At 65.2% G+C, this 12,659-nt stretch carries 10 protein-coding genes; 5 read left to right on the plus strand and 5 right to left on the minus strand.

All coding sequences use genetic code 11. The features are described from left to right. Nucleotides 1–225 (minus strand): 2-dehydropantoate 2-reductase N-terminal domain-containing protein (locus OWC48_RS45345; RefSeq protein ID WP_368860695.1); only part of this gene is annotated, 225 nt, incomplete at its 3' end. Nucleotides 226–417: 192 nt separating this feature from the next. On the opposite strand from OWC48_RS45345, the gene OWC48_RS45350 reads away from it, so the two are divergent. The 3 genes from OWC48_RS45350 to OWC48_RS45360 all read left to right on the plus strand — a co-directional run bounded on the left by OWC48_RS45350 (nt 418) and on the right by OWC48_RS45360 (nt 5,629). Beyond that, nucleotides 418–1,479 (plus strand): acyltransferase family protein, encoded by a 1,062-nt coding sequence (locus tag OWC48_RS45350; RefSeq protein ID WP_282525834.1) that lies wholly within the window; start codon nt 418–420, stop codon nt 1,477–1,479. A gap of 196 nt (nt 1,480–1,675) precedes the next feature. Next, nucleotides 1,676–4,717, plus strand: a complete 3,042-nt coding sequence (gene polA, locus OWC48_RS45355) for a DNA polymerase I (protein ID WP_282525835.1) — start codon at nt 1,676–1,678, stop codon at nt 4,715–4,717. Between the two features lie 276 nt (nt 4,718–4,993). Then, on the plus strand, nt 4,994–5,629 hold the full coding sequence (locus tag OWC48_RS45360) for a LysE family translocator (protein WP_282525836.1): 636 nt from the start codon (nt 4,994–4,996) through the stop codon (nt 5,627–5,629). 190 nt (nt 5,630–5,819) lie between these two features. Here the strand turns inward: OWC48_RS45360 and OWC48_RS45365 are convergent, their stop codons facing one another. Then, nucleotides 5,820–6,446: a glutathione S-transferase family protein gene (locus tag OWC48_RS45365; RefSeq protein WP_282525837.1), complete on the minus strand. Its 627-nt coding sequence runs from the start codon at nt 6,444–6,446 to the stop codon at nt 5,820–5,822. A gap of 171 nt (nt 6,447–6,617) precedes the next feature. On the opposite strand from OWC48_RS45365, the gene pyrE reads away from it, so the two are divergent. Next, entirely contained in the window at nt 6,618–7,181 is a 564-nt protein-coding gene (gene pyrE, locus OWC48_RS45370) for an orotate phosphoribosyltransferase (RefSeq protein WP_014491354.1), read from the plus strand. Nucleotides 7,182–7,384: 203 nt separating this feature from the next. Next, nucleotides 7,385–8,206 carry a DUF2865 domain-containing protein gene (locus tag OWC48_RS45375; RefSeq protein ID WP_282525838.1) on the plus strand — a complete coding sequence of 274 codons (822 nt, stop codon included), beginning with the start codon at nt 7,385–7,387 and terminating at the stop codon, nt 8,204–8,206. A gap of 84 nt (nt 8,207–8,290) precedes the next feature. Here the strand turns inward: OWC48_RS45375 and OWC48_RS45380 are convergent, their stop codons facing one another. The 3 genes from OWC48_RS45380 to OWC48_RS45390 form a co-directional block, all read right to left on the minus strand. Further along, nucleotides 8,291–8,722: a hypothetical protein gene (locus OWC48_RS45380; protein WP_028154160.1), complete on the minus strand. Its 432-nt coding sequence runs from the start codon at nt 8,720–8,722 to the stop codon at nt 8,291–8,293. A gap of 319 nt (nt 8,723–9,041) precedes the next feature. Beyond that, a complete protein-coding gene (pdeM, locus tag OWC48_RS45385) occupies nt 9,042–9,713 on the minus strand; it encodes a ligase-associated DNA damage response endonuclease PdeM (protein WP_282525839.1) in 672 nt (223 codons plus the stop codon). Nucleotides 9,714–9,766: 53 nt separating this feature from the next. Beyond that, nucleotides 9,767–12,355, minus strand: coding sequence for a ligase-associated DNA damage response DEXH box helicase (locus OWC48_RS45390; RefSeq protein WP_282525840.1), 2,589 nt, complete (start codon nt 12,353–12,355; stop codon nt 9,767–9,769). Nucleotides 12,356–12,659 lie beyond the last annotated feature (304 nt).

The raw sequence follows: 12,659 nt of genomic DNA on the forward strand, positions 1-12,659 counted from the left end.
CGCGACCGGCTTCGACAAATCGGTGGTGAAGTCGAGCCGCTTGGCCTTCACATTGGTCGCGACCAGCTCGTCGAGGCCGGGCTCGTAGATCGGAATCTCGCCGCGATGAAGCGCCGCGATCTTCTTCTCGTCCTTGTCGACGCAGGTGACGTCGTGACCGAAATCCGCAAAGCAGGCTCCGGACACCAGTCCCACATAGCCCGTTCCGATCATCGCGATTCGCATGAAAAACCCTGCTCCAGCTTGGTTAACGAAACCCCAACTCAAGCGGTTTAGCATTTTCCCGAGGGGAGAGAACAGCCCGGATGCAGAAACCGGCACGCGAATTGTACCGGTAAAGAAACCTTAAACCGCAAGGCTTCACACTGCACCACGCCCGCACAGAGCCGGGCGGACCGCGCCTCGAAACGGGACACCATGGCATTATCGGGCACAATTGCCGGAAGCGGGCTTTCCAAGGCCCCCGCGCGTGTCGACTGGGTCGACTATGCCAAGGGCATCTGCATCATCATGGTCGTGATGATGCACTCGGTGCTGGGGGTGGAGATCGCCGCCGGCCAGACCGGTTTCATGCATGTCGCCGTGGCCTTCGCAAAGCCGTTCCGGATGCCGGATTTCTTCCTGATTTCGGGCCTGTTCCTGCCATTGGTGATCGATCGGGACTGGCGAACCTATCTCGACCGCAAGGTGGTGCATTTCGCCTATTTCTATGTCGTCTGGGTGACAATCCAGTTCGGCTTCAAGGCACCGGCATTTGCGGCGGAGACGAGCTGGCGCGAGGTCGGCCTGCTGTACCTGGAATCCTTCGTCGAACCGTTCGGCACGCTCTGGTTCATCTACCTGCTGCCGATCTTCTTCGTCGTCACGAAACTGACACGGCGAGTCCCGCCGCTGGCGATCTGGCTCATCGCTGCCGCGCTGGAGACGGCGCGCATCTCGACCGGCTGGACCGCGATCGACGAATTCTGCGCGCGCTTCGTCTATTTCTTTTCGGGATATCTGTTCGCGCCTTACGTGTTCGCGCTGTCCGATCGCGCGCGCAACCATCCCGCACTTGCGCTGGCGGCGCTTGCGACCTGGGCGCTGGTCAATGCGGGCCTCGTCGCATTCGGCGCCGGCGAATGGAAGATCGTCTCGCTCGTGCTCGGCTTCGCCGGCGCCTGCGCCATCATCACGATGGGCACGCTGCTTGCGCGCGCGCAGTGGTTGAACGTCTTCCGTTTCTGCGGCGAGCATTCGATCGTGATCTACCTCGCCTTCTTCCTGCCGATGGCGGCGACACGAACGCTGCTGCTGCGCACCGGCATCATTGCCGACATCGGCACGGTGTCGCTGATCGTCACCATCGTCGGCGTGATCGGATCGCTCGCGATCTGGCACGCCGCGATGCGGCTCAATGCCCGTTTCCTGTTTGAACGGCCGCAGGCGTTCTGGATCGCGCCGAAGAAGGCCGGCCCCGTGTTGCAGGCGGCGGAGTAGCCGCGCTCTCGGTGTCGTCGCCCGGCTCGACCGGGCGACCCAGTACGCCGAGACGCCGCTGCGTACTGGATTCCCCGCTTTCGCGGGGAATGACAGCGGGGATGTAGGGAATGACAGTGGGGGATAGCGGCACCAGCGGCCCAAAAATCCCCCTCTCAAGGCTGTCAAAGCCCGCAAAAATTCATACATTGCGGCCATGCCCAAGACCTCCCCGAAGACCGCCGCCAAAGCCGACACCAAACCCGCTGCTGACAAGCCTGCTGCCACGCCAGTCGCGGCGAAGGCGGCCGGTAAGGGCGACCACATCTTCCTGGTCGACGGTTCCGGCTACATCTTCCGCGCCTACCACGCGCTGCCGCCGCTGAACCGCAAATCCGACGGCTTGCAGGTCAACGCCGTGCTCGGCTTCTGCAACATGCTGTGGAAGCTGTTGCGCGACATGCCCGCGGACAACAGGCCGACGCATCTGGCGATCGTGTTCGACAAGTCGGAAGTCACCTTCCGCAACAAGATCTATCCCGAGTACAAGGCGCACCGGCCGCCGGCGCCCGATGATCTCATTCCGCAATTCGCGCTGATCCGCGAAGCCGTGCGCGCCTTCGATCTGCCCTGCCTGGAGCAGGGCGGCTTCGAGGCCGACGATTTGATCGCGACCTATGCGCGGCAGGCCAGCGATCGCGGCGCCCACACGACCATCGTGTCCTCCGACAAGGATTTGATGCAGCTCGTGAACGACAAGATCATGATGTACGACACCATGAAGGATCGCCGCATCGGCATTCCCGAAGTGATCGAGAAGTTCGGCGTGCCGCCGGAGAAAGTCGTCGAAGTGCAGGCGCTGGCCGGCGATTCCACCGACAACGTGCCCGGCGTGCCCGGCATCGGCATCAAGACCGCCGCGCAGCTGATCATCGAATATGGCGACCTCGAACAGCTTCTGTTCCGCGCCACCGAGATCAAGCAGCCGAAGCGGCGCGAGGCGCTGATCGAGAATGCCGAGAAGGCGCGGATTTCGCGCAAGCTGGTGCTGCTCGACGACAAGGTCGAACTCGAGGTGCCGCTGGACGACCTCGCGGTGCACGAGCCCGACGCGCGCAAGCTGATCGCCTTCCTGAAGGCGATGGAATTTTCCACGCTGACGCGCCGCGTCGCCGACTATTCGCAGATCGATCCCGCCAATGTCGATGCCGATGCGTCGAACAGCAGCGGCGCCAGGGCCGGCGGCGACGCCGCCAAGGCAAAAACGTCGGAGACCTCCGGCGATCTTTTCGCCGCTCCAGCCGCGACCGCAACGGGCGGCGACAAGGGCGACAAGTCGGCCGGTCTCAAGGGCGCGCCGATTTCACTGGCCGCCGCGCGCGAAGAGGCGCTGCGCAAGCTGCCGGTCGACCGCAGCAAATACCAGGCGATCAAGACGCTCAAAGAGCTCAACACCTTCATCGCGCGCATCCATGACGCCGGTCATGTCGCGATCGAGACGAGAGCCAACTCCATCGATCCGATGCAGGCCGATCTCTGCGGCATCGCGCTGGCGCTGGCGCCGAACGAAGCCTGCTACGTGCCGCTCGCGCACAAGCAGTCCGGTGGCGGCGCCGGCCTGTTCGACGCGGGTCTCGCGCCGGACCAGGTCAAGCATGCCGACGCGATCGAGGCGCTGCGGCCGGTGCTGGAATCGGCGGGCATTCTCAAGATCGGCTTCGACGTCAAATTCACCGCCGTGATGCTGGCGCAGCACGGCATCACGCTGCGCAACGCCGACGATGCGCAGCTGATCTCCTATGTGCTCGATGCCGGCCGCGGCTCTCACGCGATCGAAGCGCTCGCGGAGCGCTGGTTCGGCCACGCCATGCTGAAGGAGAGCGAGCTGCTCGGCAGCGGCAAGGGCAAGATCACCTTCGACCAGGTGCCGATCGACAAGGCCGCGCCGCTGTCGGCGGAAGGCGCGGACATGGCCTTGCGCGTGTGGCGCGTGCTGAAGCCGCGTCTCGTCGCCGAGCACATGACCGCCGTTTACGAGACGCTGGAGCGGCCGCTGGTGTCGGTGCTCGCGCGCATGGAGCGGCGCGGCATCTCGATCGACCGCCAGGTCTTGTCGCGGCTATCAGGCGACTTCGCCCAGACCGCGGCGCGCGTCGAAGCCGAGATCCAGGAGATCGCGGGCGAGCCCGTCAACGTCGGCAGCCCCAAGCAGATCGGCGACATCCTGTTCGGCAAGATGGGACTGTCCGGCGGCACCAAGACCAAGACCGGCGCGTGGTCGACGACCGCGCAGGTGCTCGATGAGCTTGCCGAGCAGGGCCACGACCTCCCGAAGAAGATCCTGGAGTGGCGCCAGGTCTCGAAACTGAAATCGACCTACACCGACGCGCTGCCGACTTACGTCAACCCGCAGACCCATCGCGTCCACACCACCTACGCGCTGGCCGCGACCACGACCGGCCGGCTGTCGTCGAACGAGCCCAATCTGCAGAACATCCCGGTGCGCACCGAGGACGGCCGGAAGATCCGCCGCGCCTTCATTGCGACACCCGGGCACAAGCTCGTCTCCGCCGACTATTCGCAGATCGAGCTGCGGCTGCTCGCCGAGATCGCCGAGATTCCCGTCCTCAAGCAGGCGTTCAAGGACGGGCTCGACATTCACGCGATGACGGCCTCCGAAATGTTCGGCGTGCCGATCGAGGGCATGCCGAGCGAAATCCGGCGCCGTGCCAAGGCGATCAATTTCGGCATCATCTACGGCATCTCGGCATTCGGCCTCGCCAACCAGCTCGGCATCGCGCGCGAGGAAGCCTCCGCCTACATCAAGAAGTATTTCGAGCGCTTCCCCGGCATCCGCGCCTACATGGACGAGACGCGCGACTTCTGCCGGAGCAACGGCTATGTCACCACGTTGTTCGGCCGGAAGATGTACTATCCCGACATCAAGGCTTCGAACGCCTCGGTGCGCGCCTTCAACGAGCGCGCCGCGATCAACGCGCGGCTCCAGGGCACCGCCGCCGACATAATCCGCCGCGCCATGACGCGGATGGAGGACGCCCTGGTCCAGAAGAAGCTGACGGCGCAGATGCTGCTCCAGGTGCACGACGAACTGATCTTCGAGGTGCCCGACGCGGAGGTCGAGGCGACGCTCCCGGTGGTGCAGCACGTGATGCAGGACGCGCCGTTCCCGGCCGTGAACCTGTCGGTGCCGCTGCATGTCGATGCGCGCGCCGCGAACAATTGGGACGAGGCCCATTGATGTCTTTCTTACCTCTCCCCGCTTGCGGGGAGAGGTCGGATCGCCCCCCGGCGATGCAAAGCATCGTCCGGCGCGATCCGGGTGAGGGGGTACAGGTCTCACCGCTATCTCATCCGCGGAGAGAGGCCCCTCACCCCAACCCTCTCCCCGTAAGAACGGGGCGAGGGAGCGCACCGCGTTCGCCGCACCCGATCGAATTGTCCTCCGTGCAATTGCGCGATGGCTCCGCCGCGCGGCGCATATTAGAACCGTGCCGTCTCCCACACCGGTTCATCCATGCCCCACACCTCCGCCCTGCTCGGCTTCGCCCTCGTCTGTCTTGGTCTCGTGCTCACGCCGGGGCCGAACATGATCTATTTGATCTCGCGCTCGATCACGCAGGGGCCGGCGGCGGGCATCGTCTCGCTCGGCGGGGTGGCGCTCGGCTTCGTGTTCTACATGCTGTGCGCGGCGTTCGGCATCACCGCGCTCTTGCTCGCCATTCCCTTTGCCTATGACGCGCTGCGCTTTGCTGGCGCCGGCTATCTGCTTTGGCTGGCCTGGCAAGCGGTGAAGCCGGGCGGACGGTCGCCGTTCCAGGTGAAGCAGCTCGCGATCGACAGCCCGCGCAAATTGTTCGCGATGGGTTTTGTCACCAATCTGCTTAATCCGAAGATCGCGATGCTGTATCTGGCGCTGCTGCCGCAGTTCATCGATCCCACCGCCGGCAGCGTGCTGACGCAGTCGGTGGTGTTGGGGGCGATCCAGATCGGGATCAGCGTCAGCGTCAACGCGATGATCGCGCTTGCCGCCGGGTCGATCGCGCTGTTCCTGGCGAGCCGGCCGAGCTGGATGCTGGTGCAACGCTGGCTGATGGGCACGGTGCTGGCCGGGCTTGCGGTGCGGATGGCGGTGGAAGCGAAGAAGGTGTGAACTTTCTTACCCTCCCCTGGAGGGGGAGGGTCGCTGCGCATAGAGCGAAGCGGAATGCGTAGCGGGGCGGGGTGATCTCTCCCCACGAGCACTGTTCAACGCGGAGAGACCTTCACCCCACCCCGTCACGCAATCTCGCTTCGCTCGATCGCGTGCCGACCCTCCCCTTCCAGGGGAGGGTAAGCGAAGATCAATCAAGCTTCGCCTCCATGCCCCGCTTCACCGCGGGACGCGCCATCAGCGCCTCATACCAGCGCTTGACGTTGGGAAAATCGGCCAGCTCAACCTTGTGGCGAGGGTGGCGCCAGGCCCAGCCCAGGATAGCAAAATCGGCAACCGAGAGGTCGCCGGCGACGAAGTCGTGGGCCTCTAACCGGCGGTCCAGCACGCCGTAGAGCCGGCGCGTCTCCGCCATGTAGCGCTTCAGGCCATAGGCCCGATCCTGCTCGTTCTCGAGCGCGATGAAATGGTGCACCTGGCCCGGCATCGGGCCGAAGCCGCCCATCTGCCACATCAGCCATTCATAGACGGGGATGCGCTCCGAGAGCGATTTCGGCAGGAATTTGCCGGTCTTTTCGCCGAGATATAGCAGGATCGCGCCGGACTCGAAGATGCTGACGGGCTTGCCGTCCGGCCCCTCGGGGTCGACGATCGCGGGGATCTTGTTGTTGGGGCTGAGCTTCAGGAAGCCCGGCGCCATCTGCTCGCCCTTGGTGATGTTCACCGCCACCACCTTGTAAGGCAGCCCCATTTCTTCCAATGCGACCGAGATCTTGCGGCCGTTCGGCGTGTTCCAGGTGTGCAGCTCGATGGTCATTCAGGCATTTCCTTCCCCGAGATATCTGGCATCCAACTACTCCAGAAGGTTGCACCCCGACAACTGGCGGACCGGGATGGCCGATCCCTGTTGACTCGACCGGTCCCCTCTGGAATGTCGCGGCCGTCGCGGATAAATTCCGCCACCTCCAAAAAGCCCCGAGGGACCGCCGTGTCGAAATCTGCCTCCCGCGCCCGCCTGTTCGAAATCATCCGCCGGCGCTCCTTCGGCCGCGGTGACGTCACGCTCGCGTCGGGCCGCAAGAGCGATTTCTACTTCAACCTCAAGCCGACCATGCTCGACCCCGAGGGCGCGACCCTGCTCGCCGAGCTGACCTATGAGGCGCTGAAGGACGACCAGCTCGATTTCATCGGCGGGCTTGAGATGGGCGCGGTGCCGCTGGCCGGCGCGCTGGCGCAGATCTCCTGGATCAAGGGCCATCCGATCGCGGCGTTCTTCGTGCGCAAGAAGCCGAAGGAGCACGGCGCGAAGCTCGCGATCGAAGGCCTGCCCAAGGGCGAGACGCTCGAGGGCAAGCGCGTCGTGATCGTCGAGGACGTAACCACCACCGGCGGCTCGGCGATGAAGGCGGTGGAATCCGTGCGCGAGACCGGCGCCGAAGTGGTGCTGGTGCTGACCATGGTCGACCGCGAGGAAGGCGCCACCGACACCTTCGGCGCGGCCGGCCTGCCGTTCCGCTCGCTGTACAAGGCGTCGGAGTTCTTGAAGGCTTAAGGCCGGGGGCAGTCCTGGCCGTCCATGCCCGGGCGTTGCCCGGAAGCAACCATCCGCCGGAAGCTGTGCCCGGCCTTGAAGAGGTCACGGCCTCGACTTGAAATCGCCTCCGCTCAACTGCTCATTTACCATCCAGCACTATGGTGAATCATGTGCCGAGACCTCGGAAGGTTCCGGCCGGTTCAGTAGCGTCGGAGTGAGCATTGCGTACAGCCTTGTCCCATGCGCGGCGGCGTCGCGCGACGCTAGTGGCCGCAACCCTGGCGGCCCCGCTGCTTGCGGCTCCAGCCCCGGCTTCGGCCGAAGGCCTGTTCGACTTCTTCTTCGGCGGAATGCAGCGGCCCCGGCCGCAGCGTGAGGTGCCGCAACAGTCGAACTCCTTTGCCGATCCCTTTGCCAGCCAGCAGAATCCCGCAAACCCGCAATATGTACCGCCAACGCGCGCGGCGGCGGCCGGCGGCTCGGGCCCGGCTTTCTGCGTGCGCAGCTGCGACGGCAAATATTTTCCGCTGATGCGCGGCCTCGCCTCGCCCGCCCAGATGTGTCAGGCGTTCTGTCCTGCGACCACGACAAAGGTCTATTTCGGCTCTTCAATCGACGGCGCCGCTTCGCAGACCGGCGAGCGCTACGCCGACAGCGAAAACGCGTTCGCCTATCGCAAGGCGCTACGTGCCGACTGCACCTGCAACGGCCGCGAGCCGGTCGGCCTCGCCCCGGTCGATCTCGCGCTGGATTCCTCGCTGAAAGCCGGCGACGTGATCGCGACCAGCGACGGCCTCGTCGCCTATACCGGCATCCGCGTCGGCAATGACCAAGCCGCGGACTTCACGCCGGTTGCCTCCTACCCCGGCCTCACCGCGCAGGTTCGCGCGCGGCTCGGCGAGATGAAGGTGGCCCCGGTGCGCGCGGAGACGGTCGCGGCAGATGCGCCGGCCTCAGTCGAGATCGTGCGCGAGGCGCTGCCTGACGTGACGGTGCCGAAGACCCCTGCACAGAAGCCGGCGAAGCGGGCGGGGCTGGATTAGTTCAGTCTCGTGTCCCGGACGCGGCGCGGCATGAAATGACGCGACGCTGAAGAAGCGCTGCGTTACGTCGGGGGCAGGAGACCGTCACCTGCCGATGATCACCCCGATCACGTTCGGCGCCGCCAGATATTTTTCCTCGATCGCCGCGCGCGCGGCGGCGCGGTTTTCCTGAGTCAGCAGGCCGCGCTTCTCGGCCAGGATCATCCAGCAGAAGCCCCACCAGTCGGTGAGCATGCCCGCCTCGCCGATGAGGTCGTAACCCTGCTCGGCTGCGAAGATGCGCGCATGCGCTTCGTCCAGCGTGTCGAGGAACAGATGATCCTCGACCGAGAACAGATCGTCGCTGACGTCGTCGATGGTGTAGCCCCAGATCGACTGGCACACCGCGTTGAACTCGCGGTCGAACTGGTCGTCATCGACCGCATAGCGCCGCGCCGCCTGATGCAGCCGCGACAGCGAGCGCGCGAAATCGGCGATCCGGGTGAGGGCAAATTGATCGAAGGCGATGGTGGACATGTAGTCCTCGCAAAGTCTGACAGACGCTAGATATTGTGTCGGCAACGCGCCGAATCACAATGATATATCAAAGACTTACTAAAGTGTTCTTAATTTGTTCCGACGCAGAGGGTGAAGTCCGACTGGCGGAATCGAAAGGGGTCGCCTCTCAGCGACCCCTTTGCCGGTTGCAATCGTGTTCGGGATGAAATCCAGCCCCGGCAATAGGCAAGTTAGAGGTACCTATGGACTTAGGCGATTCCGGATAAGTACTGGACGTAATCCTGTCCTATTTTCCGTTGACCGGCCCGATGGATCCGGTTCGCACGAGGCCGGAACCTCAATAACAGCGCGAGGCCGCAATGGCGTGGACGCGGCGGTCTCCGAGCAGATGGGCGACAAAGCCATTGCTGGGAAAGATCTTTGCGAACGCGGCATCGCGGATGCTGAGACCGCCGGCATAGGCACCGAAGGCCGGCATCACGGCGCGCATCCCGTCACTGGCGAAGCAGCGGCGTTCCATCGAGCGGCCGCGTGCGGAGACGCGCGCCTTCGGATGCAGATGGCCGGCGATCTCGCCGCGCGCACCGGTCGGCTCATGGCGGAAGGTGATCGGGCCGATCGCGACTTCGTCGGCGACGGTCCCGCCCAGATCGCGCGGCAGCATCGGATCGTGATTGCCCGAGATCCAGATCCAGTCGCGGCCGGTCTGGAGCGCAGCGACAGCATCGCGATCGTCGGACGACAACCGCTCATGCGCGGTCCGGTCGTGAAAACTGTCTCCGAGCGCGATGATCACACGAGGGTCGTGGCGCGTGACGACGGCGGCGAGACGGCTGAGGGTTGCGAGCGTATCATAAGGCGGCAGCAGCACGCCGCGCGTCGCGAAGCTGGACCCTTTTTCCAGATGCAGGTCGGAAACGACGAGCAGACGCTGCTCTTCCCAGAACAGCGCGCCGGAGAGATCGGCTGCGAAGGTCACATCACTGATGGTGACTCTGGAAACGCGCATGTCTTCCACATCCCCTGAAACCAGCGCGCCCAACTTCACGTCCGAACCTGCTCTTATCCCATCGCCTCTTTGACCAGCTCGTCGGCGGCTTCCGCCAGGAGCTCGTCACCAGCTTCGCCATAGACTGACTCGCGGCCGATTTCCAGCATCACGGGGACGGCGAGCGGGGAGACATGGTCGAGTTCCCGATGCGTGATGCGGCCGTGGATGCGGGCGAGCATGTCGCCGAGGCGGCGCAGATCGAGCAGGCCGGTGGCGGCGTCGGCCCGGGCGGCGCGCAAGAGCACGTGGTCGGCCTGATGCTTGCGCAGGACGTCGTAGACGAGATCAGTCGAGAACAGCACCTGACGGCGGCTCTTCTCCTCGCCGGTATGGCGGCGCGCGATCAGGCCGGAGATGATCGCGCAGTTCCGGAACGTACGCTTCATCAAGGCGGATTCGGCAAGCCAGGCTTCGAGGTCGTCGCCGAGCATGTCGGGATCGAACAGCGCATTCAGGTCGATCCTGCCGTCCCGGATCATGAAGGACATGTCGCCGAGGGTCCAGACCGCGATCGCATACTCGTTGGCGACGAAACCGAGCGGCCGGGCGCGGGCGCGCTCGAGCCGGCGCGTCAGCAGCATGCCGAGCGTCTGATGCGCGAGGCGCCCCTCGAAGGGATAGCAGACGAGGTAATGCTTGTTGGCACGCGGAAAACTCTCGACCAGCAGTTCGCGCACCGCCGGCACGCGCGATACGTCCTTTTGCAGCGACAGCCAGTCACGCACCTGCTCGGGCAAGCCGTTCCACGCACGCCCGTCGTCGAGCAGCCGCCGCACACGTTCGGCGAGATAGGTCGAGAGCGGAAACTTGCCGCCCATATAGGACGGCACTTTCGGATCCTTGTCATTGGCGCGCGAGACGTAGACCTGGTCCTCGACGAGGGTTTCGTAGCGCACCACCTCGCCGCTGAACACGAAGGTGTCGCCCGGGCTCAGGCCCTCGATGAAGGCTTCCTCGATCTCGCCGAGCAGCCTGCCTCCACGCGCGATCACCCCCGTCGAGCCGCCTGCTTTTCCTTGCCCGCCGCCGCGCGAACGCACCAGGCGCACCTTCAACATGTCGTCCTCGACGATGGTGCCGACATTCATCCGGTAGCTCTGCCGCACCTTTGGATTGGCGACGCGCCAGCGCCCTTCCTTGTCCTGCTTGATGCGGGCGAAGCGCTCATAGGTCTTCAGCGCGTAGCCGCCGGAGGCGACGAAATCGACGACGTCGTCGAAATCCCGGCGCGTAAGATCAGCGTAGGGCGCCGCAGTGCGGACCTCAGCGTAGAGTTCGTCAGAAAGAAACGGCTCGCCGCAGGCGCAGCCGAGCACGTGCTGGGCGAGCACGTCGAGCGCCCCGACGCGCAGCGGCGGCGTGTCCTGCGCATTCTCGGCGATGGCATCGATGGCGACGCGGCACTCCAGCACCTCGAAGCGATTGGCCGGCACCAGCACCGCGCGCGAGGCCTCGTCGAGACGGTGATTGGCGCGGCCGATCCGCTGCATCAGGCGCGAGGCGCCCTTGGGCGCGCCGATATTGACGACGAGATCGACATCGCCCCAGTCGACGCCGAGGTCGAGCGAGGAGGTGCAGACCACGCCGCGCAGTCTGCCCGCCGACATCGCGTCCTCGACCTTGCGGCGCTGGGCGACGTCGAGCGAGCCGTGATGCAGCGCGATCGCGAGGTTGTCGTCGTTCATGCTCCAGAGATTCTGGAACAGCATCTCGGCCTGGCTGCGGGTGTTGACGAAGACGAGCGTGGTCTTGTTGGCCTTGATCAGCTCGTAGATTTCGGGAAGCGCGTGCCGCGCGCTGTGGCCGGCCCAGGGCAGGCGCTCGCTTGTATCCAGCATCTCGACCAGCGGCGGCGCGGCACCGCCGGCGACGACGATGTCGGCGGCCGCCTCCTTCCCGCCCGGCTGCGGCACCAGGAAGCGCGCAAGCTGGTCCGGCTCGGCCACGGTTGCCGACAGGCCGATCGCGCGCAGCTGCGGCGCCAGCCGCCAGAGCCGCGCCAGACCCAGCGAAAGCAGATCGCCGCGCTTGGACGTCACCAGCGCGTGGAGCTCGTCGAGCACGATGCGTTTCAGCGAGGAGAACAGGAACGGCGCGTCGTCGGAGGAGAGCAGCAGCGCGACCTGCTCAGGCGTCGTCAGCAGGATATCGGGCGGATAGCGCCGCTGGCGCTGCCGCCGCGACACCGGCGTGTCGCCGGTGCGGGTCTCGACCTTGATCGGCAGCCCCATCTCCGCAATCGGCCGCTCGAGATTGCGGGCGATATCGACGGCGAGCGCTTTCAGCGGCGAGATGTAGAGCGTGTGCAGGCCATCGCTGCGGCGAACATCGCGGCCGGTGGAGACGAGGCTTTGCTTCGCCCTTCCGTCCCGCTCGACCGGCTGCGTCGAGAGCTCCACCAGCGTCGGCAAAAATCCCGCCAGCGTCTTGCCCGCGCCGGTGGGCGCGATCAGCAGTGCGGAACGATCCTCGCGCGCCTTGTCCAGCAGCGCGAGCTGATGCTCACGCGGCGACCAGCCGCGGGCCGCGAACCACGCCTGGAAGCGGTCGGGCAGCAGCGTGGCCGGCTCGGCCGGGATTTTGAGGATGCGGGGCGGCACGGCATCACAGGTAAGCCGTGGGGGTGGGTTCGTCGAGGGGTGGAGATGTGAATAGCGGGCGCCGCTTTTCCCTCTCTCCTTGCGGGAGAGGGTGGCTCGCCGCGACAGCGGCGAGACGGGTGAGGGGTATCTCTCCGCGCGTCATTCTCTTTCGCGTACGTGGAAAGAGACCCCTCGTCCGGCGCTTCGCGCCACCTTCTCCCACAAGGGGCCTGTTGCGTAATTCGTCAATTGTGATTCCCTCGGGCAAAGCCTTGGAGGGTAGCGATGGCGGTTAAGCAGACGGGACAGCCGAGCTTTGTGG

This window comes from Bradyrhizobium sp. Arg816, assembly GCF_029989365.1.
Lineage (GTDB): Bacteria > Pseudomonadota > Alphaproteobacteria > Rhizobiales > Xanthobacteraceae > Bradyrhizobium.

Bases quoted from the DNA above. Each gene is read 5' to 3' on its own strand.
- OWC48_RS45350 (WP_282525834.1), top strand. From the start codon at position 418: ATGGCATTATCGGGCACAATTGCCGGAAGCGGGCTTTCCAAGGCCCCC.
- OWC48_RS45360 (WP_282525836.1), top strand. From the start codon at position 4,994: ATGCCCCACACCTCCGCCCTGCTCGGCTTCGCCCTCGTCTGTCTTGGT.
- OWC48_RS45380 (WP_028154160.1), bottom strand. From the start codon at position 8,722: ATGTCCACCATCGCCTTCGATCAATTTGCCCTCACCCGGATCGCCGAT.
- OWC48_RS45365 (WP_282525837.1), bottom strand. From the start codon at position 6,446: ATGACCATCGAGCTGCACACCTGGAACACGCCGAACGGCCGCAAGATC.
- polA (WP_282525835.1), top strand. From the start codon at position 1,676: ATGCCCAAGACCTCCCCGAAGACCGCCGCCAAAGCCGACACCAAACCC.
- pdeM (WP_282525839.1), bottom strand. From the start codon at position 9,713: ATGCGCGTTTCCAGAGTCACCATCAGTGATGTGACCTTCGCAGCCGAT.